Annotated in this window: 14 protein-coding genes; 12 read left to right on the top strand and 2 right to left on the bottom strand. The window is 57.6% G+C overall.

Features of this window, described 5'->3' with window-relative positions:
* Positions 1–254: 254 nt before the first annotated feature.
* Entirely contained in the window at positions 255–2,066 is a 1,812-nt protein-coding gene (locus ACQZ5M_RS08895) for an IlvD/Edd family dehydratase (RefSeq protein ID WP_296098264.1), read from the top strand.
* Between the two features lie 77 nt (positions 2,067–2,143).
* On the opposite strand, the gene ACQZ5M_RS08890 is transcribed toward ACQZ5M_RS08895, so the two are convergent.
* Complete coding sequence (locus ACQZ5M_RS08890) at positions 2,144–2,869, bottom strand: metallophosphoesterase (protein WP_296106427.1); 726 nt, start codon at positions 2,867–2,869, stop codon at positions 2,144–2,146.
* A gap of 95 nt (positions 2,870–2,964) precedes the next feature.
* Positions 2,965–3,885, bottom strand: a complete 921-nt coding sequence (locus tag ACQZ5M_RS08885; protein ID WP_449079510.1) for a LysR family transcriptional regulator — start codon at positions 3,883–3,885, stop codon at positions 2,965–2,967.
* A 111-nt stretch (positions 3,886–3,996) separates the two neighbouring features.
* On the opposite strand from ACQZ5M_RS08885, the gene ACQZ5M_RS08880 reads away from it, so the two are divergent.
* From ACQZ5M_RS08880 to ACQZ5M_RS08830, 11 genes are all read left to right on the top strand, one after another.
* Entirely contained in the window at positions 3,997–4,773 is a 777-nt protein-coding gene (locus ACQZ5M_RS08880) for an SDR family NAD(P)-dependent oxidoreductase (protein ID WP_449079509.1), read from the top strand.
* An 88-nt stretch (positions 4,774–4,861) separates the two neighbouring features.
* Positions 4,862–5,854 carry an aldo/keto reductase gene (locus ACQZ5M_RS08875; protein ID WP_449079508.1) on the top strand — a complete coding sequence of 331 codons (993 nt, stop codon included), beginning with the start codon at positions 4,862–4,864 and terminating at the stop codon, positions 5,852–5,854.
* A 257-nt stretch (positions 5,855–6,111) separates the two neighbouring features.
* Complete coding sequence (locus ACQZ5M_RS08870; RefSeq protein WP_449079507.1) at positions 6,112–6,747, top strand: hypothetical protein; 636 nt, start codon at positions 6,112–6,114, stop codon at positions 6,745–6,747.
* Between the two features lie 2 nt (positions 6,748–6,749).
* Entirely contained in the window at positions 6,750–7,400 is a 651-nt protein-coding gene (gene alkB, locus ACQZ5M_RS08865) for a DNA oxidative demethylase AlkB (protein ID WP_449079606.1), read from the top strand.
* Between the two features lie 173 nt (positions 7,401–7,573).
* A complete protein-coding gene (locus ACQZ5M_RS08860) occupies positions 7,574–9,322 on the top strand; it encodes a chemotaxis protein (protein WP_449079506.1) in 1,749 nt (582 codons plus the stop codon).
* A 243-nt stretch (positions 9,323–9,565) separates the two neighbouring features.
* Positions 9,566–10,459: a DMT family transporter gene (locus tag ACQZ5M_RS08855; protein WP_449079505.1), complete on the top strand. Its 894-nt coding sequence runs from the start codon at positions 9,566–9,568 to the stop codon at positions 10,457–10,459.
* Positions 10,460–10,540: 81 nt separating this feature from the next.
* On the top strand, positions 10,541–10,792 hold the full coding sequence (locus ACQZ5M_RS08850; protein WP_296041218.1) for a DUF2188 domain-containing protein: 252 nt from the start codon (positions 10,541–10,543) through the stop codon (positions 10,790–10,792).
* Between the two features lies 1 nt (position 10,793).
* Entirely contained in the window at positions 10,794–11,309 is a 516-nt protein-coding gene (locus tag ACQZ5M_RS08845; protein WP_296106410.1) for a 2'-5' RNA ligase family protein, read from the top strand.
* 47 nt (positions 11,310–11,356) lie between these two features.
* On the top strand, positions 11,357–12,016 hold the full coding sequence (locus ACQZ5M_RS08840; protein ID WP_296017309.1) for an ABC transporter ATP-binding protein: 660 nt from the start codon (positions 11,357–11,359) through the stop codon (positions 12,014–12,016).
* On the top strand, positions 12,013–14,421 hold the full coding sequence (locus ACQZ5M_RS08835; protein WP_449079504.1) for an FtsX-like permease family protein: 2,409 nt from the start codon (positions 12,013–12,015) through the stop codon (positions 14,419–14,421). The genes ACQZ5M_RS08840 and ACQZ5M_RS08835 overlap by 4 nt, the downstream gene beginning before the upstream one ends.
* A complete protein-coding gene (locus ACQZ5M_RS08830) occupies positions 14,411–15,475 on the top strand; it encodes a lipocalin-like domain-containing protein (protein ID WP_449079503.1) in 1,065 nt (354 codons plus the stop codon). The genes ACQZ5M_RS08835 and ACQZ5M_RS08830 overlap by 11 nt, the downstream gene beginning before the upstream one ends.
* Positions 15,476–15,554 lie beyond the last annotated feature (79 nt).

Raw genomic sequence — 15,554 nt, 5'->3', positions numbered from 1 at the left:
ACAGATTGCGGCATTGACCGCATGCTTCAATTGCCGCACATCAGGCAAGGGAAGACAAAGATTGAGGCGGGAGAAATCGTGCGGCTCGTGAGCGGATTTTTGAGCGAACTGGAAGGATCGGACCAATGTTCGCCTTGCAAGACGCGTCGGTTTTCGCGAGACGTGGCGGTGGCCCAATTTTCGACGATTCAGCATGAATTCGTCACACTCCCATTGACCTACCCGTTCGCCACTTCCGGCTGGAGACCCTTATCATGACAGACTCTAAAAACCTGACCGCACCGCAAGCAAAGCTGCGCTCGCGCGCGTGGTTTGACAATCCGGCCAATGCCGACATGACCGCGCTTTATCTTGAGCGTTACATGAACTTCGGTCTGAGCCAGGCTGAGCTTCAGTCAGATCGTCCGATCATCGGTATTGCGCAGACGGGTTCCGACCTTTCCCCTTGCAACCGCCACCACCTGGAGCTGGCGAACCGCCTGCGCGAAGGTATCCGGGAAGCCGGCGGTATTGCTATCGAGTTTCCGGTTCATCCAATCCAGGAAACGGGCAAGCGCCCGACGGCTGGTCTCGACCGTAACCTTGCCTATCTCGGTCTCGTGGAAGTGCTGTATGGTTACCCGCTCGACGGCGTCGTTCTGACGATCGGCTGCGACAAGACCACGCCTGCCTGTCTCATGGCGGCGGCCACCGTCAATATTCCGTCGATTGCCCTTTCCGTCGGCCCGATGCTGAACGGCTGGTTCCGTGGCGAACGCACCGGTTCGGGCACCATCGTCTGGAAGGCTCGCGAACTTCTGGCGAAGGGCGAGATCGACTACCAGGGCTTCGTTAAGCTGGTTGCCTCCTCCGCGCCGTCCACCGGTTATTGCAACACGATGGGCACGGCAACCACGATGAACTCGTTGGCCGAAGCGCTCGGCATGCAGCTTCCGGGCTCTGCGGCTATCCCTGCGCCTTATCGCGACCGCCAGGAAATTTCCTATCTCACGGGTCTTCGCATCGTCGAGATGGTCAAGGAAGATCTGAAGCCGTCCGACATCATGACCAAGGATGCCTTCATCAACGCCATCCGCGTCAACTCGGCTATCGGCGGTTCCACCAACGCGCCGATCCATCTTAACGGCCTCGCTCGCCATGTCGGCGTCGAACTGACCGTCGATGACTGGCAGACCTACGGCGAAGAAGTCCCGCTTCTCGTCAACCTTCAGCCAGCTGGCGAATATCTTGGCGAAGACTACTATCATGCCGGCGGCGTGCCTGCGGTCGTCAACCAGCTTATGGAGCAAGGCCTCATCATGGAAGACGCCCTGACCGTCAACGGTAAGACGATCGGTGAGAACTGCCGTGGCGCGATCATCGAAGACGAAAAGGTCATCCGTCCTTACGATCGTCCGCTGAAGGAGCGGGCAGGCTTCCGTGTGCTGCGCGGCAACCTCTTCTCGTCCGCCATCATGAAGACCAGCGTGATCAGCCCGGAATTCCGTGAGCGCTATCTTTCCAATCCAAACGATCCGGAGGCTTTCGAAGGCCGTGCGGTCGTGTTCGACGGTCCGGAAGATTACCACCACCGCATCGACGATCCGTCGCTGGGTATCGATGCGCAGACAGTTCTCTTCATGCGCGGCGCTGGCCCTATCGGCTATCCGGGTGCTGCGGAAGTCGTCAACATGCGCGCGCCGGACTACCTGCTTAAGGAAGGTGTCAACTCGCTGCCTTGCATCGGTGACGGTCGTCAGTCCGGTACGTCGGGCAGCCCGTCTATCCTCAATGCCTCGCCTGAAGCGGCGGCAGGCGGCGGTCTTGCCATTCTGCAGACCGGCGACCGCGTTCGCATCGATGTGGGTCGCGGTACCGCCGATATCCTGATCTCGCCGGAAGAACTGGCCAAGCGCTACGAGGCGCTGAATGCCAATGGTGGTTACAAATATCCGGATCACCAGACGCCATGGCAGGAAATCCAGCGCGGCATCGTCGGCCAGATGGAAACGGGTGCCGTTCTCGAGCCCGCCATCAAGTATCAGCGCATCGCCCAGACCAAGGGCCTGCCGCGCGATAACCATTAAATCGTCGTTTGGGTATGCCGAGGCAATTCGGCATACACAGCCTGGCCGCCGGTTGATCTTTAGCCGGCGGCTCTTCTTTATCTGCTGTCTGACGTCATGACGGTAATCTCCCCGTCGCTTTTGATCTTCACTGCAGAAAGCCGTCGCGTCATGAACGCGCCCGTATCGACATTCACCCGGTTTTCAACCATCGCGACGTTGCGCACCGGCGTGTGACCGTGAACGGTCAGAAATGGGTTCGGTACCGACGGCGCTCCCTGCTGACTTGGCCTGATCCAGAGGAGGTTCTTATCCTCCTGCTGTTCGATGGGAACGTCGTTTAGTAGCCCTGCATGGACGAAGCACAGTCCGGGCACTGCGATGAGCGAAGGGAGGCTGGCGGCAAATGCGATGTGATGGGGCGGAATGGCTTGCTGTACTGCGGCCCGTAATTGTCGATTATCGTCTGGTAGCCAGGGAATGCCGTAGGATTGCAAGGTTTCAATACCACCAAACTCCAGCCAGCGATGATCCCGATGTGGATTGCGAATGAAATCCAGCATCGATTCCTCGTGGTTTCCTGCCAGGCAAAATCGCAGCATGCCGTCCGGCTTTGTCGTGATCAATTCTTCAAGGACGGCTGACGACTTCGGTCCGCGATCGACATAATCGCCGAGCATGACGATCCACTTCGCACCCGTCTCCTGTGCAGCATCGGCCTGTATCTTGTCCTGCAGGATGTGAAGAAGATCCAGGCAGCCGTGGACATCGCCCACTGCATAGATGACCTCCGGTCTTTCGGAGAAGAAAAGCTTCTGGCGCATGTGGAACCATATGATCTGAAGAAAGGGCGAGAGCCGCAATATCGATTTCAAGCCTTAGAGCACTTCGCGCCCAAAGGGAAACGCTCTGCCGGGCTTCATCGGGCCAAAGGCGGCAGTCCTTCCCGCGCTCGGATAAGCTCGATCAGATGACGCAGTGCGGGGTGGTTTTGTCGTCGGCTGGCGTAGTACATGTGAAAGCCCGCCCCCGTGGATGACCATTCAGGCAGGACGATCTCAAGTCGTTTCTCTCGCAGTTCAGCTTCAGCCCGCCGTTTCAAGACATAGCCAAGACCCAGACCGTCGGCGGCGGCATCGATCGTTGTTTGCGTATCGCTGATCGTGCAGTGACCTGGCACGTCGATCCGTAACATGGCGTCTCCATTGCCAAGCTCCCATCGGAAGGCGGAGTTGTCGCCCAGCAGCAGACGCAGGCAGGAATGCCGCTGAAGATCCTCGGGTCGTCTCGGTCGTCCATGCCTATCGAGATAGGTCGGCGCCCCGACGATCACCCACTCCAAGGGTTGGGTGAGGGCGACTGCTATCATATCTTCCGGAACAGTGTCTCCATATCGTATCCCGGCGTCGAACCCTTCGGCCACCATATCGACAGGTCGATTTTCCACAACGACCGTAAACCGGATGTCGGGCAACAGGTTGCGAAAACTTGGAAGGACCGGGCTTAACAGGAGGCGACTGGCGTCTGAGGGAATATTGAGGCGAAGCTCGCCGAACGCGCCGGCGTGCACGTCGTCCATCTCGGAGAGTGCCGAGCCGATCTCGTCGAAACCCGCCTCCAGTCGCGCGGCGAAGCGTAGACCCGCAGGCGTGGGAGCGACGCTTCGGCTGGTGCGATTGAGAAGCTTCGTGCCAAGACGCTCTTCCAGCCGGCGGATCGCGTGGCTGAGAGCAGACGCGGTGATTCCCAGTTCGATCGCTGCCGCCTTGAAGCTGCGACGCCTCACTACGATGGAAAAGGCAGCAAGGTCCGGCAGTTCGGACCGTAAAAACGGCGGCATGAAGTGAATTCCGTTCAGTGCATCGTTGAATGTTGTGCAAGGATAAGCACTTGCTTCTGGACCTGCAAGGCATAGGGTCGGGTTCAACGAAGCCGTGCGGAGGAGAACGTTATGTGGCATGAATTGAAGATCCCGGATTTGAGAGACAGAGCCATTCTCGTCACGGGTGCCTCGACGGGCATCGGCGCGGCCGTGGCCAAAGCCTTTGCTGCACAGGGTGCGAGGGTTGCCGTCCACTACAATGAAAGCGCCGCCGCCGCCGAGGCGGTTGTCGACGAGATAGCGCGTGGAGGTGGGGATGGAATCCTCATTCAGGGCGACGTGTCCAAGCCCGGCGAGAGCGAACGTGTTGTCGAGGCCGCAGCGGAAAATCTCGGTGGGCTTGATGGACTCGTCAACAATGCTGGCGGTATGCTCGGTCGCGTACCAACGACGGAAATGGATGATGCCCATTACGCCCGCGTCATGGACCTTAACGCCCGCTCGGTACTCGCCGCGACGCGCGCGGCCATTCCGTTTCTGAGGCGGCGACAGGGTTTCGTGATCAATACCACCTCGATTGCGGCCCGCAATGGCGGCGGTAATGGAGCAATCCTCTACGCTGCCGCCAAAGGTTTCGTCTCAACGATCACCCACGGCCATGCAAAGGAGTTCGTCGGTGATGGTATCCGCGTCAACGCCGTTGCACCCGGCATTATCTCGACGCCCTTTCACGATCGCTACACGAGCGCTGAAATGCTGGATACCCAGCGACAAAGCGTCCCGATGGCTCGTGTCGGCACACCGGATGAATGCGTCGGCGCCTATCTCTTCCTCGCCTCACCACTTCTGTCCGGCTACATCACAGGCCAGATTATCGAAGTGAACGGTGGGCAACTCATGCCGTAAAGGCACCTATGCTCCTCCCAATTCTTGTCATCAAATATTGCCGACTGGCGTCTCGCCAAGGTCGTCGATTTATCATTGGAGTAAATTCATGACTATTCAGACGCGCCGCCTCGGTCGCACCGGCTGGAATATTTCGGAAATCGGTTTTGGCGCCTGGGCCATCGGTGGTTCTTGGGGAGATGTGGATGAAGCTGACGCTAAGGCCAGCGTTCATGCAGCCCTTGATGCGGGAATGACCTTTATCGACACGGCCGATGTTTACGGTGACGGTCGCTCCGAGCGCATTATCCGTGACGTGTTGAAGGAGCGCGGCGGCGAGCGACCGATCGTTGCAACGAAGGCCGGACGCAGGCTTAACCCGCACGTGGCCGACGGATACACGAAGTCCAATCTTGAAGCCTTCGTGGATCGAAGCCTATCGAACCTCGGCGTAGAGGCGCTCGATCTGGTCCAGCTTCACTGCCCTCCGAGCGAAGTCTACTATCGTCCTGAGGTCTTCGGCGCGATGGACGATCTCGTGTCGGCAGGCAAAATCCGCTACTACGGCGTATCGGTGGAGAAGGTCGAAGAAGCGCTCAAAGCTATCGACTTTTCGAATGTTTCGACCGTTCAGATCATCTTCAACATGTTTCGCCATCGTCCCTCCGACCTGTTCTTCTCCGAGGCTTTGCGGCGCGATGTCGGCGTCATCGTGCGTGTGCCCCTGGCGAGCGGCATGCTGACGGGAAAAATGGGGAAGGACTCCAAATTTGCCGCTGATGATCACCGGAACTTCAATCGGCACGGTGAGGCATTTGATGTCGGCGAAACGTTCTCAGGTGTCCCGTATGATGTCGCTCTGGATGCGGTTGAGCAATTGCGGGTGCTTGTTCCCGATAACGCCACCATGGCTCAGTTTGCGCTGCGCTGGATATTGATGGAAGACGCCGTTTCGGTGGTTATTCCCGGCGCGAAGAACCGCGACCAAGCCATAGCAAATGCGGCGGCGAGCGGTGTAGCGGCAATACCTGCAGAGATTATGGACCAGGTGCGGACGCTTTATCGCGAGAAAATCGCTCCGCACGTTCATCAGCGCTGGTAGGCGATATGTGAGAATGAGAGTGCCGGTTCGTGTCGGATACATGGCGCTCTTCTTCTTTCAGCGGTGCATCGTGCAGAACTGGACGCTGGCTATTTCGCAGGTCGGCAGAGTGCCGCTCTGGTTTTGAACTCGTCTAATCTCCGAGAATAAGTAAGCGAACGCACCATATGTTTGTCTCGTTGCGGGTCCTGACCCTAAAACCGTCTACTTTCTGTAGACTGTTGTTGGTGATGCTTTGAGAGCAGGGGAGGAAGGACATGCCGCTTCAAAACCGTGTCGATCCGTTCGGGGATATTCTCGATCTACCATTGCGTGGTCTTTTTACCGGCAACCGCGGCATCATCCATGATCCCGCGTCAAAAACGCTGACCACCAAGCGATGGGCTTCGAAATCCTGGCTGATTTGCAGTTGCAGCTATAAGGACGTCCGCCGTGACGTCATGGCGTCACGAAGCTGGACTGAGCTGTTCTTTCTCGATGAAGCGACCGCGCTCGCTGCCGGACACAGACCCTGCTTTCAATGCAGGCGGGAAGAGGCTTCCAAGTTTATGGTTGCTTGGGTCAAGGGCAATGGTTCTCCGGCAAGTTCCATCCGCGATATTGACGCAACGCTGCATCGCGAGCGGCTGCAGATGAAGCGAAAACGCGTCAATGTCCTGCTCACGCCTGTGGAGGAACTGCCGGATGGAACAATGCTTGCAGCCCAAGGCGAAGCCTATCTCGTGGCGGGTGGCGATACATACCGGTGGAGCCCTGAAGGCTATCGTCAGACGTCTACGCTCCCTTTCGTCGATGGGCTGCTGACGCCGCCCTCGACATTGAAGACGCTGGAGGCAGGCTATCGGCCCGTCCTGCACTCGTCGCTTGAAACCTCCGACCTGGATGCTGCGTGATGATGAATGATCTTTTCGCCGGGCTCGAACCACAGGCGGCTAGGCAGGATATGACAGAGGGTGCCGTGCTGATGCGCGCACGTGCGCTTCCGCAGGCAGACCAGCTACTTGCCGATATCCAGCGTATTTCATCATTGGCACCCTTCCGTCACATGGTGACGCCAGGTGGTTTTGCGATGTCCGTCGCCATGACGAACTGCGGCACCTATGGCTGGATCACGGATAGGCGTGGCTATCGTTATGAGGAACAGGACCCTTTGACCGGGCGGGACTGGAGCCCCATGCCGCAGAGCTTTCTGTCGCTTGCGACAACGGCTGCTGAGGAAGCGGGCTACCCCGACTTCCTTCCCAATGCCTGCCTGATAAACCGGTATGAGCCTGGCGCGAAAATGGCGCTGCACCAGGATAAGGATGAAAAAGATTTCTCCATGCCGATCGTCTCGGTATCACTGGGCTTGCCTGTCGCTTTCCAGTTCGGCGGGGCGAAACGGACCGATCCCGTCGTGAAGCATCAGCTTCAGCACGGCGATGTCGTGGTTTGGGGAGGGCCGTCGCGGCTCTTCTTTCATGGCGTGTTGACGCTGAGAAACGGCGTGCATGAGAAGGCAGGATCCTACCGCTACAATCTTACCTTTCGTCACGTGGTCCTGTGAGCTGACGCTGTTTTATGCTTGCGGTACGTCTTGAAGACGATCGGTGACCAAAACCATTCTAATGAGGCTGTTAACTCTAAAATCGATCTTTCCGGCGTCGCATGCGCGCATTTACCGGTCGTTTCATTATTCCCGTTTAGCGTGAAAGCATAACAAGAGATCGGGAAACGACGATGAACGCGATGCTCAAAGCGAACAGGGCTTACGATACGGATCGCCAGATTGAGTTCAATAGCAAACTCACGGCTGCGCATGCACGCATTGAGAAGCGATTTCTTGATGGCGGTGCGGTGCTCGTTTCCGTCATGGAGATGCTCAACGATCTCATCGGTATTCTCGACGGGATCACGGGGACGCTCGATCAGGGAACGACCGAGGATACGGTGGCTGGTCTGCGCAGGACGATCAAGGATCTAGCGCATTTGCCCGAAATCGAGAGCGATCGAAAAGCCGGCTTCGAGCAGTTGTCAACCATGTGTAGTTCGACCCGTGGCCACATCGAGGATATTCACGAGACCATTCGCTATCTCAAGACCTTTGCGGTTACGGTCAAAATTGCGGGTGCTGGCCTTGCGGAGTTTTCCGGTTTCGCTGATGAAATTCGCGAACGCATCCAGTCAGGCGCCGACGAAGTCAGTCGTTTCGGCGCCAATCTAGAGGCAATGCGCCTTCAGCTGACGGATGCCCGGACATTTTCGTCGAAAACTCTGAGTGACTTCGGATCGACCATTCCATCCATCATCAAGGGCCTGAACGAGAATTCCGCTCGTATCGTTGAGCAGCATCGGGAAATGGCCGAGATAGCGGGGCAGGTCAAAAAGATTGCTCAGGGCGTGCAGGGCAAGATTGCCTCCACACTGTCCAACCTGCAGATCGGCGACATCACCCGACAGCGCATCGAGCATATCCAGAGCACGCTTCAGCTTCTCAACGAGTTCGTTACCTCACCAGAAGGCGAAGCCCTCGATCACGATGAACAGGCTGTGCTGCGCGAGGCCGTCCTTCAGCTCATTAGCGCGCAGATGGATGAAACGGCCGCAGACTTCCAGCGCGATTGTGCCAAGATTTTCAACAGTATTTCCAGCTTCACCGATGATGCGGCTCGCATTCTCTCGCTTCGCGACGAGCTGGTCGATCGCAGCTCGAATGGGGATAAAAATGTCCTTTCACTGATGGAAAAGGATATTGTCGAAGCCTGCAAACTGGCGGAACGAGTTCAGGGAAGCAGCGGCGAGGCGGACAGCGTCGTCTCCTCGGTTGCCGAGAGCGCCAAGGAACTGCTGCGGGGGATCGAGGTTCTGCGCTCGATCAAGATTGATATCCATTACATGGCGTTGAATTCGAACCTGCGCTGCTCAAAGCTTGGCGAGGCTGGCCGTTCCGTCAACGTCGTTAGCGGCGAAATGCGTATCTTTGCCGGTAAGCTCGAGACGCCCGCAGATGCGATTGTCGAAGAGTTGCGCGGCGTTGAGGTCGCAACGCAGGCCCTGGTGGAGCAGGGGCAGGGCCTTTCCAAAAATTTCAGCGCACCCTTGAACGAAGCACTGGAGTCGATCCAGAACGCAAAATCCCGTATGGAGCACGGAACGCAGGCTCTGGCGGAAGAGGGACAGGCGGTCTTTACCCGCATCAGTGCAGCTGTCGTCAACCTCGATTTCGAAAGCGAACTCGGCGCGACGTTCAACGATTGCTGCAATATTGCAGCTCAGCTTTCTGAAGGCTTCCAGGCAGACGTGTCCGGCTTTGCGGACAAGATCGAGGGGTTCGCTTCGCGCGTCTACAAGCTCTATACGATGGCGCATGAGCGCGAGATTCACGTCCGTTATCTTCCAGCAAACAACTCGTCGAGCCAGGCATCCGCACCGGCAGCCGCGTCGGCTCAAGCCGATGACGACGATCTTTTCGCTGACGCGCTGTTCTGATTGCTGCAGGGACTGTTTCGAATTGATGGGAAAGCTAGTCACGGAGCAATCGAAGCATGTCGCACAAAGCCCGTGCGGTGGCTTTGCCACGACGACACGTTTTAGGCCTTGCAAAACGGAGCGGGATGTCCGATCCATCCCGTGGTTGCGTTCCTAAGGGAGAACGCGTTTGGTATCACGCTCGGTATCTCCGGTGGCAAAGCTGTCGTGAGCGAGTCAGTGTTCGCAATATCGGTGAGAAGCATGACACATTCTTTAGAAGCCAGGCCGCTCTTTGGCATTAGTCTGGCTGCTATGGGCTATGCCTGCTTTGCCATGCAGGACGCTGTGGTGAAGTACCTTGTGGAAACCTATTACGTTCCGCAAATTTTGTTCATCCGTAGTGCCGTGATTGTCGCCATTACCGGGACGCTGGCTTATTTCTACCGTCACCCATCTATTCTGAAAAGCAAATATCGGGGAACGCTCGTCCTGCGCGCTACTCTGATGCTGATCGCGTGGATGCTGTTTTACAGCTCGTCGCTTTATCTCGGTCTGGCGGAATTGACGACGCTGTATTTCTCGGCACCCATCATGGTCGTCGTCCTCTCCATTTTCGTTCTCAAGGAGAATGTCGGCTTCGGTCGCTGGATCGCATGTGCCTTCGGATTTATCGGGGTTCTCATCGCTGCCAATCCTACCCATTCACCCAATTGGCTTCCCTCGCTTCTATGCATTGTGGCTGGCTTCTGCTGGGCGTGGAGCACGATTATCGTCCGTATTGTCAGCAAAACGGAAACCACGCTGACGCAGATGTATTCGACAAGCGCACTCTTCGGTATTGCCTGCGCCCTGTCGTTGCCATGGTTGTGGAAGAGCCCTGATAGCCAAGGATGGGCTCTGATGATCGGTGTCGGCCTTGTCTCCACGCTTGGTCAGTTCCTTCTCTACGAGGGGTTCAGGCATGCGGAGGCCTCGTCTCTCGCGTCCGTCGAGTATACTGGCCTCATCTGGGCGTTCCTTTATGGCTATCTCATCTGGTCTGAGATCCCGGCCATCAATGTCTTCATCGGCGCCGCCATCATCGTGACCGCCAGCCTCGTCCTCGTCGGGTGGGAGCGGCGGGCAGTGAGATTGCCAAAAGAACGTGTTCCTTAAGCAGACCCGCTGAAGGTATCGAGGGCGCGGGAACATCTGTGTCGCCGCAACGTTTGAGAAAGCCTGCAAAAGGAGACTCACATGGCAGTAACTTATCACGTCGACGAACATGATGGCGGCTTCGCATACCGGGTTGACGATGTTTGGTCAGAAACCTTTCCCGACCATGATACGGCCTTGGAGGCAGCGAAGGATGCAGCGCGCCGACAGCAGATCGGCGGAGAAGAAGTGGAAATCGCGTATCAGTTGGCTGATGGGCGTTGGCAGTCGCAGCATGTCAGTGGTGGAGACAGGCCGGAAACCGATGTCGTAGACGATACCGCAGACCGGTAACATGTCCTTGCCACCCATCATCGTTACGGCGCACGCCTCATCGGATGATATGGACTATTTCGACCTGCTGAGGCGGGAGCATTTCCCGCCCCACCGAAACTTCCTCGATGCCCACATCACGATGTTCCATCATCTTCCGGGCAGAGTATTCTGCGATATTTTGACGGCAGCCGACGAGGTCATGGCGCAGCGTGATCCATTCGTTGCGTCCATATCCGGTCTAAGACACCTGGGCGGCGGCGTTGCTTTCGATATTGACAGCCCGGAACTGAAAAACCTGCGTGCGGACCTCTTCAAATCGTTTGGCTCATGGCCGGGGCCGCAGGATCGGCAGAAATTCAAGCCGCACATCACCGTCCAGAATAAGGTGGAGAAGGCGTCGGCGGACAGGCTGTATGATGATCTCCGTACTCATTTTCAGCCGCGTGAGATAACCATTCTTGGAATTGACCTATGGGACTATCTTGGTGGGCCATGGGAGCATCGCGCGTTTCTCTCTTTTGGCCAAAACACATAGCCCGTATGGGCTGAAACAGAGCAACCATCACAGAGATCCATCCAGACATGCTTCTAACCCTCTCCAATGTCAGCAAATCCTACCGAACGGTAGAAGGGTCAGTGGCGGTATTGAAGGGGATCGACCTCTCGGTCGATGCTGGCGAGAGCGTCGCATTGACTGGGGAATCAGGCAGCGGCAAAAGCACACTGTTGCATCTGTCGGGCGGGCTTGATCGGGCGGATAGCGGCTCTATCGTCGTCGACGGTCGGGATATCACCGCGTTGGACGAAGCTGGACGGGCGCATTACCGGCGTGAGGTGGTCGGTCTCGTATTCCAGCAGTTCAACCTCATTCCCTCCCTCGATGTTGCAGATAACATTGCGTTTCACGCAAAGCTCGCGGGGCGTCACGATGCGACATGGGAGCGTGAACTGGCCGAGACTTTGGGGATCGGCACTCTACTCAACCGTTACCCAGAGCAATTGTCCGGCGGCCAGCAGCAGCGTGTTGCGATCGCTCGAACGCTGGCAGCGCGACCGGCCCTGGTTCTCGCCGATGAGCCAACGGGCAACCTCGATGAGGCGACCAGCGAAATCGTCCTCGATCTGATGATATCGCTCAGCCGAAGCGCCGGCTCTGCGCTGTTGCTTGTCACTCATTCGAGCCGGATGGCCGAGAAGCTGGACCGGCGGGTGATGTTGCGCGGCGGAAAGATCGCCGCATGATGTGGGTGGTGTTTCATGCGCTGCTCTCGCATTGGCGGCACAGGCCGCTCCAGTTCGTGACATTGGTGCTCGGGATCGGCCTTGCGACAGCGCTCTGGTCCGGTGTTCAAGCGATCAATGCGGAAGCGCGGGCGAGCTATGCCCGCTCCGCGTCGATTATCGAACAAAGTAGCCTCGCTCGTCTCGTTGCAAAGAATGGCGGACTTATCGCTCCCGAAAGCTTTGCGGCATTGCGGCGGGCCGGATGGAATGTCTCGCCGGTCATCGAAGGCGATTATCGGTTCAATACCGCTCGGATCAGATTGATCGGTATCGATCCTCTGAGCATGTCCGGCGGAAACGGACCGGTCAGAATTTCGAGTTCATCCGATCTGGTGGACTTCATGGGCGGTAAAGGCCTGTTGATGGTTTCGCCAGCGACGGCAGCCCGGCTCGAAGGCCAGACACGGATACCAATAAGAATTTCGCCGGATGTGCCGGACGATACCGGCTTTGTCGACATTGGGCTTGCCGACCGGCTGCTGCGCCGAGACGGGCGATTGAGCCGCATCATGGTGGCTGAGACCCAGCGTCCAGACATCGCGGATGTGACAAGCGTTGCGCCAGAGCTTCACATCCAGCCAATGGAAGACCGGGCGGATATGGCACGCCTGACGGACAGCTTTCACCTGAACCTCACCGCCTTCGGTTTTCTGGCCTTTATCGTTGGTCTCTTCATCGTTTATTCGGCGACGGGTCTCTCCTTCGAACAACGGCGGGCGAGCTTTCGCACCATTCGTGGGCTCGGTGTTTCCTTGCAGATGCTGACGGCACTGTTGCTGTTGGAAATCCTTGCTCTTGCTCTGCTCTCCGGCATGATCGGCGTTGGCTTTGGCTATGTCATCGCATCGGCACTGCTGCCAGGCGTCTCGTCCACCCTGCGTGGCCTTTATGGCGCTGCTGTACCCGGAAGCCTTCAGTTCCGCCCGGAGTGGTGGGCGGCGGGAATGGCCATGGCACTTGCGGGAACACTGCTTTCCTCCGCGCAGAGCCTTTGGCGTGTGCGCAATTTGCCGCTTCTGGCCTCTTCACAACCGCAAGTATGGGGGTTGTCATCCGCGCGTTCTCTGCGCATCCAAGCCTTGGCTGGCGCTCTCCTTCTCCTCGTCGCCATATTTGTCGCTTGGTGGGGGGCGGGCTTGGTCGCCGGTTTTACGGTGCTCGGTGCGTTACTGCTGGGTGCTGCCTTGCTCTTGCCAGCCTTCCTGTCGAAGGCGCTGACATTGGCTCAGAATAAATCGAAGACCACGCTGACGGTCTGGTTTTGGGCAGACACGCGTCTGCAACTGCCGGGCCTGTCGCTCGCTCTCATGGCGCTTCTCTTAGCACTTTCGGCCAATATTGGCGTTGGCACCATGGTGTCGAGCTTCAGAATGACCTTCATAGGATGGCTAGACCAGCGTCTGGTTGCGGAGCTTTACGTCACCGCTCGAGACGATAACGAAGCCGCTCGACTGAGGGCATGGTTGCCGCAGCACGCCGATGCCACCCTGCCGATCTTTGGCACGGAAGGCGAAGTCAACGGCGAGCTGGTGCAGATCTCAGGGGTTGCGGACCACTCAACCTATCGTGATCACTGGCCGTTATTGTCGCAGGAGCCTGATGCTTGGAACGCGGTCAGCAGAGGCGACGGGGCACTGATCAACGAACAGCTTTGGCGCCGAGATCATTTAGCGCTGGGAGAGCCGTTGCGTCTTGCCGATGGCTGGACGCTCAGGATTGTCGGGGTGTATTCCGACTACGGCAATCCTCGCGGTCAGATCATGGTCGGCGCAGATGCCCTGACACAGCATTACCCGCAAGCGTCCCGGCTGAGATACGGAATACGTGTCGATCCCTCTTTGGCCCAGAGACTCAAGAAAAAAATGGTCGACGAGCTCGGCTTACCGGAAGGCAATATCCTCGATCAGGCGGCCATCAAACGCCAGTCGCTCGACATATTCGAACAGACCTTCACCGTGACGGGCGCCCTCAATATATTGACACTGGGTGTGGCAGGCTTTGCCATGTTCGCCAGCCTTCTGACGCTTTCCGGCGCAAGGCTCTCGCAATTGGCACCAATCTGGGCGATGGGGATCAGACGGCGTGACCTTGCGTATTTCGAGGTGTGGCGAACGCTCGCCCTGTGGTGCATCACTTTCGTTGCCGCCATTCCGATCGGGCTTGCGCTGGCCTGGGTGCTGCTTTCCGTTGTCAATGTCGAAGCATTCGGCTGGAAACTTCCCATGATGATCTTCCCGCTGGATTGGTTGCGTCTTGGTGCCATCGCGCTCGTGGCGGCGCTTCTATCGGTGTTGCTGCCCGTTCGTCGGCTAGCTTCAATCGATCCAGCCGATCTTCTCAGGGTGTTTGCCGATGAGCGTTAAACTGTTCCTATATACGCTTTCTCTGGGCCTTGCGCTTTGGCAGCCGGTGGCTGCGCAAGGCTTTGCCGGTCTCGGTTCGGAGGCTCAAGACTTCGCTATTCCACAGCGTGGTGTCGCACTTACATTTCCCAAGGATCACGGCGCTCATGCGGATTATCGCATTGAATGGTGGTACGTCACCGCCAATCTGACGACGGAGGATGGTCAAACCCTCGGTGCGCAATGGACACTCTTTCGGTCAGCGCTGGCACCCAACGACACACAAGGCTGGTCCAGTCCGCAAATATGGATTGGACATGCTGCCATCACCACGCGCGAAACTCATGTCGTCGCCGAGCGTTTTGCGCGTGGAGGCGTCGGTCAAGCGGGCGTTACTGCCATGCCGTTCGATGCCTGGATCGACGACTGGCAGATGAGGGGGGAACCCGCAGTCTCTGAAGACACACTGGACGATCTGACCCTCAATGCAAATGGCGCTGATTTTTCCTATCAATTGAAACTGGACGCCGAAGGGCCTCTCGCGCTACAGGGTGACCAGGGTTTTTCGATCAAATCGCTGGCGGGGCAGGCCAGCTATTACTACTCGCAGCCTTTCTATCACGTCACAGGCAGCGTTGTGCTGAATGGAAAATCCGTGAAGGTTAACGGGCGCGCGTGGCTCGACAGGGAATGGTCGTCCCAGCCCCTCGCATCCGATCAGATGGGGTGGGACTGGTTCTCGCTCCACCTTGCAAATGGCGACAAGGTTATGGCGTTTCGGCTGCGGGACACAAAGGGCGGCTACACCTCCGCCAACTGGATTTCTGCTGACGGCCAGACCACGCCGCTTGCCTCGCAGGACGTCGTTCTGGAGCCATTGCGTATGGCAAAGGTCAACGGTCGGAATATTCCCGTCGAATGGCGGGTGAGAATTCCCGTTAAAGGTCTCGACATTACAACACGTCCCCTCAATGACCAGTCGTGGATGGCTGTTTCCACGCCCTACTGGGAGGGTCCGATTTCCTTTACGGGCAGTAGCGGCGGTGTGGGCTACCTGGAAATGACCGGCTATTGAACATGACCGCCAAGAGCCATATGTTGACGCCAACAGATGATTGATGTGGCAGGGGCGGTTGTCGCGATGGCGACAACTG

The sequence above is a fragment of the Rhizobium sp. 22-785-1 genome, assembly GCF_053521965.1.
The sequence above is the reverse complement of the archived record's forward strand: the minus strand, read 5'-3'. Positions and strand labels throughout refer to the sequence as shown.

Coding starts and splice junctions, on each gene's coding strand:
- ACQZ5M_RS08880 (WP_449079509.1), top strand. CDS start 3,997: ATGTGGCATGAATTGAAGATCCCGGATTTGAGAGACAGAGCCATTCTC.
- ACQZ5M_RS08835 (WP_449079504.1), top strand. CDS start 12,013: ATGATGTGGGTGGTGTTTCATGCGCTGCTCTCGCATTGGCGGCACAGG.
- ACQZ5M_RS08860 (WP_449079506.1), top strand. CDS start 7,574: ATGAACGCGATGCTCAAAGCGAACAGGGCTTACGATACGGATCGCCAG.
- ACQZ5M_RS08855 (WP_449079505.1), top strand. CDS start 9,566: ATGACACATTCTTTAGAAGCCAGGCCGCTCTTTGGCATTAGTCTGGCT.
- ACQZ5M_RS08840 (WP_296017309.1), top strand. CDS start 11,357: ATGCTTCTAACCCTCTCCAATGTCAGCAAATCCTACCGAACGGTAGAA.
- ACQZ5M_RS08885 (WP_449079510.1), bottom strand. CDS start 3,885: ATGCCGCCGTTTTTACGGTCCGAACTGCCGGACCTTGCTGCCTTTTCC.
- ACQZ5M_RS08870 (WP_449079507.1), top strand. CDS start 6,112: ATGCCGCTTCAAAACCGTGTCGATCCGTTCGGGGATATTCTCGATCTA.
- ACQZ5M_RS08875 (WP_449079508.1), top strand. CDS start 4,862: ATGACTATTCAGACGCGCCGCCTCGGTCGCACCGGCTGGAATATTTCG.
- ACQZ5M_RS08845 (WP_296106410.1), top strand. CDS start 10,794: ATGTCCTTGCCACCCATCATCGTTACGGCGCACGCCTCATCGGATGAT.
- ACQZ5M_RS08850 (WP_296041218.1), top strand. CDS start 10,541: ATGGCAGTAACTTATCACGTCGACGAACATGATGGCGGCTTCGCATAC.
- ACQZ5M_RS08895 (WP_296098264.1), top strand. CDS start 255: ATGACAGACTCTAAAAACCTGACCGCACCGCAAGCAAAGCTGCGCTCG.
- ACQZ5M_RS08830 (WP_449079503.1), top strand. CDS start 14,411: ATGAGCGTTAAACTGTTCCTATATACGCTTTCTCTGGGCCTTGCGCTT.
- alkB (WP_449079606.1), top strand. CDS start 6,750: ATGAATGATCTTTTCGCCGGGCTCGAACCACAGGCGGCTAGGCAGGAT.
- ACQZ5M_RS08890 (WP_296106427.1), bottom strand. CDS start 2,869: ATGCGCCAGAAGCTTTTCTTCTCCGAAAGACCGGAGGTCATCTATGCA.